General features: G+C 43.6%; 13 protein-coding genes and 1 pseudogene. 5 read left to right on the forward strand and 9 right to left on the reverse strand.

All coding sequences use genetic code 11. From position 1 onward, the window contains the following. Both EWV60_RS16460 and EWV60_RS16465 read left to right on the forward strand, forming a co-directional pair. Nucleotides 1-158 (forward strand): annotated as a pseudogene (locus EWV60_RS16460) (RNA-guided endonuclease TnpB family protein); the annotation flags it as partial. 366 nt (nucleotides 159-524) lie between these two features. Continuing rightward, on the forward strand, nucleotides 525-800 hold the full coding sequence (locus tag EWV60_RS16465) for a hemolysin XhlA family protein (protein ID WP_002739175.1): 276 nt from the start codon (nucleotides 525-527) through the stop codon (nucleotides 798-800). A gap of 219 nt (nucleotides 801-1,019) precedes the next feature. Here EWV60_RS16465 and EWV60_RS16470 read toward each other — a convergent pair whose 3' ends face one another. After that, on the reverse strand, nucleotides 1,020-1,163 hold the full coding sequence (locus EWV60_RS16470; protein ID WP_002738914.1) for a hypothetical protein: 144 nt from the start codon (nucleotides 1,161-1,163) through the stop codon (nucleotides 1,020-1,022). Nucleotides 1,164-1,278: 115 nt separating this feature from the next. Next, nucleotides 1,279-3,129, reverse strand: a complete 1,851-nt coding sequence (locus EWV60_RS16475) for a polysaccharide deacetylase family protein (RefSeq protein ID WP_287233428.1) — start codon at nucleotides 3,127-3,129, stop codon at nucleotides 1,279-1,281. Nucleotides 3,130-3,585: 456 nt separating this feature from the next. On the opposite strand from EWV60_RS16475, the gene EWV60_RS16480 reads away from it, so the two are divergent. Beyond that, complete coding sequence (locus EWV60_RS16480) at nucleotides 3,586-4,737, forward strand: NAD-dependent epimerase/dehydratase family protein (RefSeq protein WP_024970114.1); 1,152 nt, start codon at nucleotides 3,586-3,588, stop codon at nucleotides 4,735-4,737. A gap of 101 nt (nucleotides 4,738-4,838) precedes the next feature. Here the strand turns inward: EWV60_RS16480 and EWV60_RS16485 are convergent, their stop codons facing one another. From EWV60_RS16485 to glmM, 7 genes are all read right to left on the reverse strand, one after another. Then, on the reverse strand, nucleotides 4,839-5,339 hold the full coding sequence (locus tag EWV60_RS16485) for a Spy/CpxP family protein refolding chaperone (RefSeq protein ID WP_287233431.1): 501 nt from the start codon (nucleotides 5,337-5,339) through the stop codon (nucleotides 4,839-4,841). 20 nt (nucleotides 5,340-5,359) lie between these two features. Continuing rightward, complete coding sequence (locus EWV60_RS16490; RefSeq protein ID WP_287233434.1) at nucleotides 5,360-5,722, reverse strand: hypothetical protein; 363 nt, start codon at nucleotides 5,720-5,722, stop codon at nucleotides 5,360-5,362. Beyond that, entirely contained in the window at nucleotides 5,722-6,306 is a 585-nt protein-coding gene (locus tag EWV60_RS16495; protein ID WP_287233437.1) for a sigma-70 family RNA polymerase sigma factor, read from the reverse strand. The genes EWV60_RS16490 and EWV60_RS16495 overlap by 1 nt, the downstream gene beginning before the upstream one ends. A gap of 133 nt (nucleotides 6,307-6,439) precedes the next feature. Continuing rightward, the gene (hpsO, locus tag EWV60_RS16500; RefSeq protein WP_287233441.1) at nucleotides 6,440-7,609 is read right to left on the reverse strand and encodes a hormogonium polysaccharide biosynthesis glycosyltransferase HpsO; all 1,170 of its coding nucleotides are present in this window, start codon (nucleotides 7,607-7,609) and stop codon (nucleotides 6,440-6,442) included. Continuing rightward, the gene (gene hpsN / locus EWV60_RS16505; protein WP_287233443.1) at nucleotides 7,606-8,601 is read right to left on the reverse strand and encodes a hormogonium polysaccharide biosynthesis glycosyltransferase HpsN; all 996 of its coding nucleotides are present in this window, start codon (nucleotides 8,599-8,601) and stop codon (nucleotides 7,606-7,608) included. The genes hpsO and hpsN overlap by 4 nt, the downstream gene beginning before the upstream one ends. A 468-nt stretch (nucleotides 8,602-9,069) precedes the next feature. After that, entirely contained in the window at nucleotides 9,070-10,797 is a 1,728-nt protein-coding gene (gene hpsL, locus EWV60_RS16510; RefSeq protein WP_287233446.1) for a hormogonium polysaccharide biosynthesis protein HpsL, read from the reverse strand. Between the two features lie 57 nt (nucleotides 10,798-10,854). Next, entirely contained in the window at nucleotides 10,855-12,294 is a 1,440-nt protein-coding gene (gene glmM, locus EWV60_RS16515) for a phosphoglucosamine mutase (protein ID WP_287233449.1), read from the reverse strand. Between the two features lie 299 nt (nucleotides 12,295-12,593). Between glmM and EWV60_RS16520 the strand changes: the two genes are divergently transcribed. Both EWV60_RS16520 and EWV60_RS16525 read left to right on the forward strand, forming a co-directional pair. Then, the gene (locus EWV60_RS16520) at nucleotides 12,594-13,535 is read left to right on the forward strand and encodes a glycosyltransferase family 2 protein (protein WP_002754938.1); all 942 of its coding nucleotides are present in this window, start codon (nucleotides 12,594-12,596) and stop codon (nucleotides 13,533-13,535) included. Between the two features lie 207 nt (nucleotides 13,536-13,742). Beyond that, a complete protein-coding gene (locus EWV60_RS16525; protein ID WP_287233452.1) occupies nucleotides 13,743-14,945 on the forward strand; it encodes a hypothetical protein in 1,203 nt (400 codons plus the stop codon). Nucleotides 14,946-15,097 lie beyond the last annotated feature (152 nt).

Consider the following 15,097-nt stretch of genomic DNA (forward strand, 5'->3'; position numbering starts at 1 on the left):
GGACTCACCATGACCGAGATATTAACGCCAGTAAAAATATTTTGGCCGCAGGGCTTGCGGTGTCAGTCTGTAGAGCGACCATAAGACCAGAACAGAGTAAATCTGTTAAGGCAGGTGCGAAACCCCGCAAGGGAAAGAAGCAGAAACCTAAATCGTGAGGTTTGGGAATCACCGTCCGTTTACGGCGGTGAGGATGTCAAGTAGCCGAATGGACTCACGATCTACCAGAATGGAAGGATCCCCATGGTTCGGCTATTCCAATTTTAGTAGAGGATGTTTTGCGATCTATGGGTAAAACGGAGGAGGAAATCGAAGATATTAGCCAAGAAGCCCAGCGAGAAGCCTATTTAGATGGAGCTTTACCGAAAATTTTCGGTTAAAGCCCCGCCCTTTAGTGTAGGGTCGGGCGACTTTTAATTTATGGGTTGTCAACTTCAGAAGCAATTCTGTCTAAGCAAGTAATCTCTGTGAACCAAGAATCCCCGTCTTTTTAGAGCGGGAAGTGTCAAAAGGATTTTACCAAAATGTCTAACGAAACCGTTACCTATTCCCTAGAAGCTGTTCTCAAGGAAATCAAAGACAGTATTAAGGAAGTTAGCCACAAAATCGACAAAATTGACGAACGGCTAACTAAGTTAGAGGTGGGACAAGCTAAACTGACTGAGAAAGTCGATGGGATGGATAGAAGGCTCGAAAAGGTTGAGGGAACCCAGAAAAATCAGGTCTGGACGTTAATAATTCTTTTAGGAGGGGCGATCGCTACGGCATCGTGGCGCTCTTTCTTTTCTGGGAATCCTTGACCATCTATGAGTTTGCTAGTGTATGGCATTTATTTAAGTACGGGAAGCGCACCAGCAACTGTGGCGCGCTTCTGGGTTTTCTGTTGGGGGCAATCCGTTAATTTCGTTTAAAATAACTGAACTCCTGTATATAGTCATTTCAATTAAGATTGAGAATATCAATGCCAGAGTTCATAAGGGTTTAACTGGTCTAGAGTGTATCAGACTTATCTGAAATGACTATAATTCACAGTGACCTTCCTGAAGCTCTCGACTACCGGCACAAACAATTTCATCGATAATAAATTCGTAGATAGCATTTCCGACAATCACTGTCAGAACGATCGCAAGCAAGCCTTTTGTGTATTTATCTAATGCTGTCATGAGGTTTCCAAAATTTCCTTATGGGTAATTTTAAGTAATCAAAAAGGAGATGGGTATGATTAGAATCACCCAAACCGCCGCTTCAGCCGTTTTCTGGTTAGCAACTTTTTGTCCCCTAACTCCCCGCAGCACAGGAATCGGCAAAAATTACGCAGGGAATCCCCACATGACTAATGGGAACAATATAGGTTTCTGTGGGGGGAAATAAAGCGACAACGTGGGGAACGGGACGGGGAGTATAATGCACTTGCGATTGGCCCTGATAAGCGAGGGAGGTGCTTGCTCCTGAATCCAACATCACTGCCTCCCGAAAACCTGCCTGTACTAATAATTCTCCCAAAGCCATCGAATCGATCGGGTCTCTGGAAACCCCGATTACTGGCTGTCCTGCCTGATTAATCCCCCAAAAAGCCCGGTGACGCAGGGCATCAAAACCGTAAAGTGTACCAAAGGATTCTCGCGATTGTGGTTGTCCATCTTTGACTAACCAAGCGGCCGCGACAAAAGCATCCGTAACCTTGAGATCATTTCTAGCCTCCGCTGCAATTCCTTCTAGGGTATTATGACGAGCAGGATCAAAAGGAAGATAACGCACCCATCGATCGGTAATGATTACTAAAGGACGACCCTCTAACTTGTCAATTTCTCCCTCATATCCCGGGATAAAGCCGCCATTTTGGCTTAAAACCGGCCCGATCATCTGATTTGAGTCCAATTCCTTGAGAGAGAAAAAACCGCCATCTACAGCCGCGATCGCTTCTGTACCGGCGATAATTTCCTCCACTTGATAGCGACTATCAGCGTGGATAGTTTTGGGAATCCCGCCACTAATTAATACAAGTGTATTAGTTGGAAATTCCACTTCCCGTTTTTGGATGGTGGTGGCAAAGTTAAAACCGCCATCGGTACGGGGTAAGGGATCACCCCCCCAAGCTTGCGGTACAACTTCTCGCGTGCGCGATTGCCCAAAGCGTCCAATCGTGAGTAAATTGGGGGATTGTCCAGCAAAATGCTCATCGAGGTCATTCATCGATAAAGCCGCCCGATAACCCGCTTTTTTGACGAATTCCTTCACTCGATCGTCCGCCTTCCCTTCCGGATAGGTGAAATAATTAATCGGAATGCCCAATTCTTTTTCTAAGATTTGTTTCGATTGCTTGACTTCTTGCTCCAAATCTGCATCGGACAATAATCTTAAATCCCGGGGATGACTGACGCTATGGGAGACAATTTGGACTAGAGGATCGGCGGCCATTTCCTGGAGTTGTTGCCAAGTGACACTGGTTCTACCAGTTTTTTGAGCCATTTTATTGATATAAATCGAGAAAACGGCAGGATAGTTATATTTTCTCAATAAAGGATAGACATACTGGTAATGTCCCCCATAACCATCATCAAAAGTTAATAAAACCGGTTTAGCGGGAAGGGGGATCCCTGTCCGCAGATGGGAAATTAACCAATCGATACTGATAGGAGTTGCCCCGATTTCCTGCAAAAACTGAAAATGTGCCTCTAATTCGGCGGGAGTAACGTCAAAGAATACCTCTTTTTCCGGTAAAATGTCGTGATACATTAAAATCGGTACTTTTGTCTCTTGAGCGCGGGGATGAATTTCCGGCCAGGGGGCCAATTTGATCGCTGTTGCCGAGTTATTTTGCCAATTATCGAGACTAATATCGTTTTTTTGGAGAGATAGGGGAACAATCACTCGATCAGAGATGTTTTTATAGGTTTTACAGTCAAAAATTCTCGATATATCCTTAAAGGAACTATTTTCTAGGACATAATCCGCGCATTCCGGTTGAAACTCCCTAAAAGGTGCGGGAAGATAATCACCCCCCACCAGAGCATTAGAACGAGGATAGAGAGAAATTGCCCAAATAATCAGACAAACGACGATAAATGCCAAAAATCCGTATAGGGGAAGGAAAGGAAACGAAGATTTTTGCCGAGCTTGCCAACGCATAAGATCAAGTAATAAAGTAAAAAGTAAAAAAGAAAAAGTAAAAAAGCAGATAGTCCCTAATTTACTGAAAAAACTGCTTTTTATCTAGATTTTTGGCTTTTGTTTTCTCGTCAGCAAAGCCCACCGATTACAAGCTGAGTTTCTCTGTAATCCGTTCCCTTGTCAAGTTTTCTAGAACACCCTCATCAGTTATCAGTTATCAGTGAGCAGTGAGCAGTGAGCAGATTTGAGTTTTCAGTGGACAGTGGTAATCAGTGAGCAGTTGTCAATAGACTACCTTTATTGATTCTTCCTATTTCCCCACACCCCCATCACCCCATCACCCCACTCCCCACACCCTACACCCTACACCCCACACCCCACACCTCACTATGTTCAGGGGGATTAAGCTGGTAAAGCGTGACACAAAACTGCTAGAGTTACCAAAGACGAGTATATAAACTTTACAGATATTGTATGAGAGTTTTGGTTATTGGCGGAGACGGCTATTGTGGTTGGGCAACGGCACTCCATCTATCAAATAGAGGTTACGAAGTAGGCATACTTGATAGTTTAGTTCGTCGCTATTGGGACTTACAATTAGGCTGCGATACCTTAACACCGATCGCACCCATATCTCATCGGATTCAACGCTGGCAAGATCTGACGGGAAAATCGATCGATCTTTTTGTCGGAGATATTAATAACTACGACTTTCTGATTCAATCCCTGCGACAGTTTCAACCAGACACCATTGTTCACTTCGGAGAACAGAGATCTGCACCCTTCTCCATGATCGATCGCGAACACGCAGTTTTAACCCAAGTTAACAACGTGGTTGGCAATTTAAATATCCTCTACGCGATGAAAGAGGAATTTCCCGACGCGCACCTAGTAAAACTGGGAACGATGGGTGAGTATGGCACACCGAATATAGATATTGAAGAAGGCTACATCACGATCGAACATAACGGTCGTAAGGATACTTTACCCTATCCCAAACAGCCCGGCAGTATGTACCATCTTAGCAAAGTCCACGATAGCCATAATATCCATTTTGCCTGTCGGATGTGGGGTTTAAAAGCCACAGATCTCAATCAAGGGGTGGTTTATGGAGTCCTCACCGAAGAGACGGGAATGGATGAGATGTTAATTAACCGTCTCGATTACGATGGGGTTTTTGGCACTGCTTTAAACCGTTTTTGCATTCAAGCAGCGATCAGTCATCCCCTAACAGTGTACGGTAAAGGTGGTCAAACGCGAGGATTTTTAGATATCCGCGATACCGTGCGTTGTTTGGAATTAGCGATCGCCAATCCTGCTCAATCCGGGGAATTCCGCGTTTTTAACCAATTTACCGAACTGTTTAGCGTCGGTGACTTGGCACTGATGGTGAAAAAAGCTGGTTCTGCGTTAGGGTTAAATGTGGAGATTAACAATCTTGACAACCCGCGCATCGAGTTAGAGGAACATTATTTTAACGCTAAAAACACAAAATTACTCGATCTAGGCCTACAACCTCACTATCTCTCCGATTCTCTCCTTGATTCCCTCCTAAACTTCGCCACCAAGTATAAAAATCGGGTAGATATGAATCATATCCTACCAAAAGTCACTTGGAAACGATAATTTATTAGTAAATGATAAGTTGAGGATGGGTTACTTGCCCATCCTTTGCGTTTTTCTAATGTATCGCCATCAAACTCGATCTTAATCCGCACTGATGGGAATTATTGTCGTCCGCGATTGCGGGAATTAGCGCGACGTTCCTGCATTAACTGGGAAAATTCCTTTCTTTGAGCGGGAGTTAAGACTTGACGAATTTCTAAAAAACTTTCAAATTGCAGGTTACTCATTTCTTGGCGATTCCGAGAGATTTGCTGATGTTTAGCACGAATATCTCGATCGGAGGCATTATTCGATAATAAACTATTTAATTCTTGTTCGTTGCTTCTCAGGGTTTCTCGCAACTGTTTGGTTTTTTCCTGATATTTCTGACGAATAGCGGCAACTTTCGACTTTTGCTCATCGGTAAGGTTCAATTGTTCAATTAGTCTTTCTCTAGAATTATTCATCCCACGGGGACGATTTTCAGGACGCTGGGGAGAGCTAGTTTGAGCAATAAATAGACGATCTTGGGGATAGGATAGCACAGTGGCAGTGGGGACTAGGTTAGCGGCCAGAGTTAAAGCCATGGTTGTGCCGAGAATCGAGACAGTAGAAAAGTACATAATTGACCTTGACCAAGAAATTAAGGATTATAGGTAGAATAGGTGAGTTGAGGCTCGTTTAAGCTCATCCAAGGGGAACTATAAACGCTAGAAGCAGCAATCGGTGGAGCGATGCTATGGTTCCAACTGTCCACTAAAAAAGCTTCTAACTGCTCGTCAGAAATTTGGCCCAGTTGTGGATGAGGATCGGACCAACGATAGGAAGCAAAAATCAGCACAGATAAGGCAGTAATACCAGTTATCCACCCCAATTTTGGGAAATTTACTGGCTTTTCTTCCCTAATCATTTGCATTAACTGTTCTTCTTCATCTATCGGTCGAGGTGGCAGCGATGGACGATAGCGACGCAGAAAATTAACCACTTTGTCATCTTCTGGGGACATTAGAGAACTCCTTGTTTTTGCAAAAATTGGCCCATGATTTTACGCGCATAATGAAGACGTGATTTCACCGTACCGAGGGGAATTTCTAAGATTTCGGCGATTTCCTTTTGGGGTAAGTCCTCTAGATCGTGAAAGACAAGGACAGCGCGATGTTCTAAACTGAGAATTTCTAACCCTTGTCGGACCACTTCCTCATAATGCAATTGCATCAAATCAGGACTATCTTGGGGACGGGATTCGCTATCAAGGGGGTTTTCCTGATCAGTGCTTTTGGCGATCCTCATTTGTCTTTTGGCTAATTGTCGCCGACCATCGATCGCCACATTGCAAGTAATCCGATAAACCCAAGTGGAAAAGTATTCAGGTGAACGCAATTTCGGCAACCCGTGCCACACTTTTAAAAATACCTCTTGGACAAAATCCTCTAGGAATTCCTGTCCACAGAGTTGATAGAGAGTAGAGCGGATTTTTGGTTGATAAAGACGGTAAAGGTGACGAAAAGCACCCCTATCACCCCTTTGACATTTTAAAACTAACTCTCGATCGCTCACACTTGTTTGCTTCTCGGTTATCACCTCGATCATTCCCCTCACCCCTAGCTACTTGTCCCTTTAGACTAGGGGGTATCAAGAATGGTTCATAACCAGTTATCAGTTATCAGTTACCAGTTATCAGTTATCAGCTTTTTTCTCCCCACACCCCACACCCCACACCCGATCACCGAGGGAGTAATTGTTGATAGAAATCCAATTGTTTTTGAGCGAGGGCTTTATTAGTATAATTGGTCATTATTCTCTGATAACCTCTCTGGCCTAATTCTTGAGCGAAGCTGGGATTATCTAAGAGAATTTGTATAGATTTAGCCAGTGCTTCCCCATCTTTTTCGGGAAAAATTAACCCCGTATCAGCAATAACAAAGGGAATTTCTCCTGAATCGGAACCAATAACAGGAACCTGACAGGCCATAGCTTCAATTAAAACATGACCGAATTGTTCTTTCCAACCGACGGCCGTTAAAGTTTTGACCCGATAGGTGATTTCTGAAGGCAAAACTAAAGTGTTCATCAGGTTAATATAATTAACTACTTGATCGTGGGGAACACTTTCCACTATCATCAAGCGATCGCTTATTCCTGCGGCTGTAGCTTCGCTGACTATTTTATCTTTCAGGATGCCCCGACCTAACAGTAATAACTTCCACTTACCTGTTAATTTATTTACAGCTTTAATCAAGGTTAAAATGCCTTTTTCTTCCACAAAACGACCGATAAAACCAATCACAAATTCATCGCTTTCAATGCCTAAAGATCGGGCTAAATCGGGTTGCTTGCCCGGAGAAAAAAGAACTTCATCCACGCCTAATTGCGGTAAAACGGTGTATTTACCCCTGTAACCCCGTTCTTTTAAAACATCTACTCCGTCCTGATTACCGGCAATTAAACCATCGGTATTTTTCAGGTTATAAGCTTCTAACCAAGAGATGGGAAATTTAGGAGTATAGGGAAGATTCCACCAAGTAAAAAATACATTTTTAGCCCGGAGATTTAAGAGACGATTCAGAGTAATAAATTGTGCATAACCGAGAGATTTAGAACCCTGTTCCACTTGAATAATATCTGGTCTAAATTTTTGCAATAAAGAAATTATATCAATACCAAAAGTTAATAAAGCTTGGTTATTCTGGCTAAAATTAGAGATAGGAATGACTTGGAAATTATCGGCTATTTTCGGTTGACTTTCAATGATTTTATTTTGGACTCCTCCCGGTTGCCAACGTTGGGGAACAACAATAGTAACTTCAATATTAGGATTTAATCTTGTCAGGGAGCGCAGTTTCTCACAGTTGAGATCAACTATATATGTATGACTAGCGACTAAAATTCTCATAGATTATCTAGTTTTGTATAAATTTGGCCATCATTCCAGAGGGACTTAACTTGAGTTTTCAGAGCATCCAGAAAACCTAAACCATAAAAAATTCCCCTAGAAAGAATTTTAATCGGGGAACCACCTTTATTACAGGGAGGATTGCCAAGAACGTGACAGTCAAATAATTTAGCATAGAGTCGCAATTGTTGAGCAGGAGTGAGATTTTTCAAGGCCATCAAAAAGTGATTATGATAAAAAGTCGTCTGATAACTCAAAGAACGAGTGCTAATATCATGACAGCCGCCGGTTTCTTCCCCTAAATGAACCAGATAAGCGGTGGGATCGTACCAGACATGATAGGGAGTCCAGCGTAACCTTAAGCAAAAATCCGATTCCTCGCGCACGGCACTGCCACGAAAGCGTTCATCGAACCAAATGCCGTATTTAGTCAATATATCCTTCCGGAAAGACATATTACAGCCCCGGGCCGAGATTACCTGCTGGGGTTTAGTGGTGTGGACAAGATCGATGTAATACCAAGCAATGCCTGGATCCATCGCTTGGGGGGGTAAAAAGTCGATTTCGTAGGGTTTGCCGGTATCTGTCACCATTTTTTGGGAGTCACCCAATTTCATGCGATCGAATACCCGACCGGCTACTACACCTATCTCAGGGTTCTTGACAAAATTCTCACCATGTGCTTTGAGATAATTATCCGGTAGCCGCACATCATCATCGATAAAAAGAACGATATCGCCCCGGGTGCGACGGACTCCATAATTTCTGGCACCGGGTAAACTCGCCCAATCCAGCCGATACCAGCTAATTTTGTGCTGATTAGCCAGATTTTCTAGATAGGATTGTATTTCGGGGCTGTGGGTAGCGGTTTGGTCGATAACCAATACCTCAAAATCGGGATAATCTTGTTTGAGCAGGTCATCGAGAGTATCTTTAAGGGGTTCTTCACGTCGATAGGTGGGTATGATCACAGAAATCGAGGGAAAATTCATAGCAGTAATCAGTAATCAGTGAGCAGTGATCAATGATCAGTGATCGGTAAACAGTAATCAGTAATCAGTAAACAGTAATCAGTAAACAGTAATCAGTAATCAGTAAAAAGACGGTAGGAAACTTCTATTTAATACCGCACACTTAAAAACTCACATCTGATATAGCGTTTCTTACACCTGTGTGGTACAGTTAAACATTTGCTGATTAAGCTTTTCACCATCGACAATGTACCTCTTGCGAACAGGAAACGCTATAAATGAAAACTTACATCTGATAACTGATCACTGATAACTGATCACTGAAAGGGCTGATAGCTTATAGTAATTTGGCTCTACCGAACCTGTCATGTAAAACTATCAATAACTCATGCTTGTAAAGTTTGTACACTAAGGCTTTGAGTTTTTGTTAGATTGATATTTATCAACTTTAGAGCCTTGCTGTGCAGAAGTTCGGAAGAACCAGTAATTTTAAGCTAAAGAAACACCTTTGCGTTTAAATTTTAAGCCCTTTTTGGAGGATTTTGTGGCGGTTTCTCCCGCCAAAATTTTGGCTTCTTTTTCCTGTTTTTCGATCACGGGTAATTTAAAAATTACGCCCGCAAATATCCAGTAATAAACGCCCACAGGATCCGTATCGAGGGCATACCAATAGGGAAGATAGGCAACAAAGAGCAGCAAAACCCAATAACTACCGGCAAAACCCCGCAGAGTGGGATCTTTGAGGGAAAGATAGGTGCGGAAGGCCAGATAAACTAGATGGGTTATGAATATCATGTACAAGGCAAAACCAATGTATCCCAACTCGAATAAAATTTTACTGTGAAAGGTTTCCACGAAAGAAATATAACCGAAAAACCTAGCAGAAGATGTGGCCACACCGAGTCCACGACCTAAAATACCGCCCTGATTACGGATAGCAAAATCCAACTGTTCTTGAATAAAAGCGGTGGGGGGACTGCTTTGCCAACGGCTAATGGCGCTATCGTAGCGTTGTTGGACAAAATCGGGGTTAAGGAAGGAAAAACCGATAGCTAGGAGTAAAGCGGCGGCAAAAATAATCGGCAAAAATCGTTTTAAGTTAGCGATTTGTCCCGTAAGAATCGTCATCAGACCGACAATCATCGGTACAGCAAAGAAAGCTAATCTTTGCCCGGAGACCACTGCATTAATAAGAACTAGGGTTAAACCCACTAGGGCTGCTAGTCGCCATTTTTGGGAAGTTTCACTAAAGGCACTGGCATAACAAATTACGGCACTAGAGACCAAAAACCAAGCCCAGTGCCAGGGAGAAACAAAAGTACCGGGTAGGCGGATCATATTTACTTCTGGACTATAGACTAATCCCCCACCAACCAAACACCTTGCCTCTAAGGTGGCTTTGAATAGTAAATCACCCATGTAGCCTCTAGTTCCTGCACAACGACCGGTTTTCAGCATCCAGTATTGCATTAGCCCTAGTACACAACAAATAATCGCTAAAGTCACTAAAAGACGACCAAAAAATAATAGGGTCGGTTTATCTTTGATCAAGTAATAAGTGCAGAAGATCAAGGGGACATAACCTAGCAAAACTTTAAACCCTAATACTCCTTGTAGAAAAGTCTCACTTTCCCGACAGGGAAGTCCGACGAAACGGCCATCCCTAAAGATACTCATCCCAGCCACGGAATCGCAAGTAGGCAGAAATTGTCTCTGTAAATTGACGGCTAATAGACAGACTACACAGAAAACAAAGATTAATAATAGGGTTGTACCCAATTGTTTCGGGACAATAATCGGTAATTGCTTTTTTCGACATTCTAAAACTAAGGCGATTAAAGCGGGTAGATAAAAGATATCTTTACTTAGCTGGAGGATTGGACCACCCCCCAACCAATAGACGATAGTGCCAGTGAAGGGGACATAGATAATAAATGTCCAAAGAGCCGTACGAGGATAGCTAAAGGAGAAAACTCCTAAAATTAAGGCTAAACTTACTACAGCTCCTATCTTGGGATCAAACAATAAGCTGAGGGGTAATCCGATCAAAATTGCTACACAAATGGCAAAAACAATCAACCCTGTTAACTTTTGTTTCCTTTGCCTTTCTTCTTTTTTCAGGGCAAGTTTCTCCTTGATGTTAGGCGGGCGACTATCGGCTTTTGTTTCCCCTTGTTTATGCTTTTTTTTCTGGCGATCGATACTTAGTCCAGTCATAATTATCCCTTGCTAGGCTAGGCTAAGGGCATTATAATCCCTGTTCCCCTCGATCGACTACAAAAGATAGCTTCGCACCGCTTCCACTAGCCTTTCTGTCCAAAAACTGGCTAATTCGAGGGTTTCTGCCTCCACCATTACCCGAATTAACGGTTCTGTCCCGGAAGCTCGCACCAAAATCCGGCCTTTTTCTGCCATAGCTGTCTCAGCTTTGCGGATTTCTCGCCGCAAAGGTTCACATTGCTGCCAATTACGTCGCACTTCTCTATCTTCCACCCGCACATTGCGTAAAATCTGCGGATAGGTGACAAAGCTATGATCGACTAAATTAGCCAAGGAAACCCTCGATTTCTGCACTAAAACCGCTAGATGTAGGGCGGTTTGCATTCCATCCCCAGAAACTCCGTAATGATGGCAGAGAATATGGCCGGATTGTTCGCCCCCTAGCATAGCCCCAGTTTCCCACATTTGCGCCTGAACGTGCTGATCGCCCACGGCAGTCCGCAAGAATTGACCCCCCAGTTTTTGCCAAGCGCGTTCAAAGCCTAAATTAGCCATCACCGTTGCTACTAATAACCCATCCGGTAGCTGTCCGGCTTCTAAGAGGGAACGACCCCAAAAATAGAGGATATAATCGCCATCTACTACTCTACCCTGACTATCCACGGCCAAGACTCGATCGGCATCGCCATCGAAGGCAAACCCTAAATCCGCTTGCTGATTAATCACCGCAGCCTGTAAGCTTTCTAAATGGGTAGAACCACAATTAACGTTAATGCGATCGCCATCGGCTCGCTCGTGTAGGCAGATAACTTCCGCCCCCAAGGTTTGGAATACTAAAGGTGCTAGGTTAACAGCTGCCCCCCAAGCTAGATCTAAAACTATTTTTAATCCCGATAGGTTAATATCCTTCCCGACGGAATCAATGACAGCTTGATAATATTTTTGGATTAATTCGGGACAAAAAGTCGCTTTTCCCCAATTTTCAGGTTTATCTGCTAATTCTAAATTGCCCCTTAAACCCGCTTCTATCTGTGCCGCTAAACTGCCAGACAATTTTAAACCGCTGCTGTCAAAAAATTTAATGCCGTTATCTTCAGGAGGATTATGACTGGCAGAAATCATGATCCCCCCCATCGCTTCGCTTTCTCTGGTTAAATAGGCGACGCAGGGAGTGGGACATAATCCCAGTTGCCAGACTTCTATTCCCGCCCAAGTTAAACCCGCAGTGATAGCATTGGCTAACATATCACTGGAATTACGCGAATCTTGACCAATAATTACCGGTTTGGTGACACCAGCTTGATTTTTTAAGACCTGTCCCGCCCAAAATCCGATTTGTAGCGCTAGGGGGGCAGTTAATAATTCTCCCACTTGACCGCGAATTCCGTCCGTGCCGAACAGGGGTGATGACGGTAATTCGATCAAACCCCCTAAGGATAACAGGGGATGCGATCGAGCTTTTTGCCCATTTTGATACGATAGAGACGCTACCATGGCCGATTCCTTTCCTCACACAACACACTCAGAGGATAACACGATCACCGATTTTTTAAAATCAATGTTCCCAGTTGACCTTAATCCTCCTCCCGGAGTTCCTTACATAGAGTGTGGGGTGTAGGGTGTGGGGTGTGGGGTGTGGGGAAATGGGGAGAATAAATAAAAATAATCTCCTGAATCCTGTCTCCTGAATCCTGTCTCCTGAATCCTGAATTAAAGATTGTGGATTTTTGCGGGAAGTCTAATCAAGAAACCGAGGTTATTTGGTAAGCTAAAACGATAATCTTGACCCCCGAATGCCCGTGCTGATCAGTGTTGTCATCCCTACCTACAATCGCCAAGCAATCTTAAAAAAATGTTTACTCGCCCTAGAAAATCAGCGTTTAACCGATAATAAGGTGGAAAACTACGAAATAGTCCTTGTCGATGATGGCTCTACCGATGGGACGATCGCTTGGCTAGAAACTCAAAAGGCTAATTTACCCCATTTGCAACTGTGGCAACAGGATCACGGCGGACCGGCGATCGCTAGGAATCTGGGGGTAGAAAAAGCTCGTGGTGATACGATTATTTTTATTGATAGCGATCTGGTAGTGACAGAAAATTTTTTGCAAGCTCACGCCGACGCTTTAACCGCCGGGGCAGCAAGTCTCGGCAGTGATCGCTTATTTACCTACGGCAGCGTCATTAATACCTGTAACTTCGAGCATCCCAGCAGTGAACCCTATAAAATCACCGATTTCTCCGCCGCCTATTTTGCCACTGGCAACGTGGCGATCGCCAAAAAATGGTTATTAGCGGCGGGATTATTTGATACTCAGTTTCAACTCTACGGTTGGGAAGACTTGGAATTAGGGGTGAGATTGAAGCAATTGGGACTAAAATTAATTAAATGTCCTGAAGCCGTCGGTTATCATTGGCATCCCCCCTTTAATCTCGCTCAAATTCCCAATCTCATCGATAAGGAAATTCAACGGGGACGAATGGGAGTGCTTTTTTATCAAAAACATCCCACCTGGGAAGTGCGGATGATGATTCAAATGACTTGGATTCACCGACTTTTGTGGGGTTTACTTTCCCTAGGCGGAACCCTGAATGAACGCAGCCTCTCCCCGCTGTTACAATGGTTAATCGATCGAGGTAAACCGCAATTAGCCCTAGAAATTGCCCGCATTTTTCTCAATTGGTACAACGTGCGCGGCGTTTATCAAGCTTATCGGGAAATGCAGCCTCAGTGAAATGTCTTGCCAAACACCGATGCGGTGTGACAGGATCGAGCATCGACAACCAACTCCCTAAAACCAGAGACTTTGTACCTCACCATATTTGCCGAGAAAAAACTTAATATTTTCTTTCTTTTTTTGATAATTGCTGCCACAATCAAAAGCAATCGGCATAGAGAGCGGCGGATTACAAGTAAATTTTCCTAGAGGAGGAATCCCATAATGAGTATCGTCGATATTTTAATCGGTTTTGTCGGTGGAGGTGCGATCGGGGGTGGGGCTTTATATGCCCTGCAAGAGGGAAAAATCAGGGAGGCACGGCAAAAACAGGGTAAAATTCGGGCGGATTTAGGTAAAACCGAAGCGGAGTTAGAAGATACCAAAGGAGAGTTAAAACGACTCGAACTCTCCCAAGAACGGATGGGCAATATCGAAGCCACCTATAGAGAAGAAGTGGCTAAATTACAAAAAGAGTTAGAAGATAGCCAAGGACGTTTACAAGAGGCAGCCGGCGCAAATCCAGTTCAAGCCATGGAAGTTGCCTATAAAACCCAAATTCAGGAACTTGAACAGGAATACGAGACTAAAATCGAGGAATTGCGCCAAAGCTATCAAAGTCAAATTCGCGAGATTATCGACGGCAAGCAAGCAGAAATGGAGGCCCTGCGTCAAAGTCAACAGGCGCAGATTCTAGAATTAGAAAAGGGCTATCAGTGGCAAATTCAACAACTAGAACAGAGTTATCAAAGCCAACTGTTAGAACTACAAAACGACACCCAAACAATCCAACCTGGGGAAGAAATCAATCCTTTTGATGGTTTTATCACCGAAGAAACCCTAGGATTGGAGCCAGAATTTGCTCCCGAAACGCTGCTAGAAGCCACAGTTTCTGAACCAGAATTCGTCAGTGAAATCAATACTTTTGATGGTTTTATCACTGAAGAAAATCTAGATTTGGCAGCGGAATTCACTCCTGAGATGGAGATGTTTGACGAAGAGGAAGAAACTAGAATGATCGGTAGCCTAGAAGAATTATCGGGTAATTACGATCAGAGCTACAGTCAAGAAACCGTTGGCAGTGACACGGGTTTCCCTGATTTATTAGCCACCGACTCAGAAAAATTCGCCGCTGCCCCAAATTCTCTAGATGACTTATTTGCCGATATTACTGACAGCAATAGCCCAGAATTATTCGATCCTTTTGCTGAAGAAACCCCTAAAGTTGAATCTAACCGCCAAAATGTTGCTTCTGTTCCGAGTTACCAAGAGGAACTAGATTTCTTCAGTATGTGGGATGATGAAGGAGTGGGCGATCTAGAATCCCTGCCTTCTGAGGAAGAATTTCCCCTTGATGATCTATTTAGCGATGATTTATTCTCCGATGGAGATAATACCAAAACCACGATGCCAGAATCTCATCAGTAGGTGGATTGCCCGCTTTGACATCCTCACCGCCGTAAACGGACGGCGATTCCCAAACCTCACGATTTGGGTTTCTGCTTCTTTCCCGAAGGATTTTTCGCACCTGCCTTAACAGATTTACTCTGTTCTGGTCTTATGGTCGCTCTACAGACTGA

This window comes from Microcystis sp. Msp_OC_L_20101000_S702, assembly GCF_007095705.1.
Classification (GTDB): Bacteria; Cyanobacteriota; Cyanobacteriia; order Cyanobacteriales; family Microcystaceae; genus Microcystis; species Microcystis ichthyoblabe_A.

Excerpts from the sequence above, each read along its gene's own strand:
- EWV60_RS16465 (WP_002739175.1), top strand. The coding sequence starts at position 525 with ATGTCTAACGAAACCGTTACCTATTCCCTAGAAGCTGTTCTCAAGGAA.
- EWV60_RS16470 (WP_002738914.1), bottom strand. The coding sequence starts at position 1,163 with ATGACAGCATTAGATAAATACACAAAAGGCTTGCTTGCGATCGTTCTG.
- EWV60_RS16475 (WP_287233428.1), bottom strand. The coding sequence starts at position 3,129 with ATGCGTTGGCAAGCTCGGCAAAAATCTTCGTTTCCTTTCCTTCCCCTA.
- EWV60_RS16480 (WP_024970114.1), top strand. The coding sequence starts at position 3,586 with ATGAGAGTTTTGGTTATTGGCGGAGACGGCTATTGTGGTTGGGCAACG.
- EWV60_RS16485 (WP_287233431.1), bottom strand. The coding sequence starts at position 5,339 with ATGTACTTTTCTACTGTCTCGATTCTCGGCACAACCATGGCTTTAACT.
- EWV60_RS16490 (WP_287233434.1), bottom strand. The coding sequence starts at position 5,722 with ATGTCCCCAGAAGATGACAAAGTGGTTAATTTTCTGCGTCGCTATCGT.
- EWV60_RS16495 (WP_287233437.1), bottom strand. The coding sequence starts at position 6,306 with ATGATCGAGGTGATAACCGAGAAGCAAACAAGTGTGAGCGATCGAGAG.
- hpsO (WP_287233441.1), bottom strand. The coding sequence starts at position 7,609 with ATGAGAATTTTAGTCGCTAGTCATACATATATAGTTGATCTCAACTGT.
- hpsN (WP_287233443.1), bottom strand. The coding sequence starts at position 8,601 with ATGAATTTTCCCTCGATTTCTGTGATCATACCCACCTATCGACGTGAA.
- hpsL (WP_287233446.1), bottom strand. The coding sequence starts at position 10,797 with ATGACTGGACTAAGTATCGATCGCCAGAAAAAAAAGCATAAACAAGGG.
- glmM (WP_287233449.1), bottom strand. The coding sequence starts at position 12,294 with ATGGTAGCGTCTCTATCGTATCAAAATGGGCAAAAAGCTCGATCGCAT.
- EWV60_RS16520 (WP_002754938.1), top strand. The coding sequence starts at position 12,594 with ATGCCCGTGCTGATCAGTGTTGTCATCCCTACCTACAATCGCCAAGCA.
- EWV60_RS16525 (WP_287233452.1), top strand. The coding sequence starts at position 13,743 with ATGAGTATCGTCGATATTTTAATCGGTTTTGTCGGTGGAGGTGCGATC.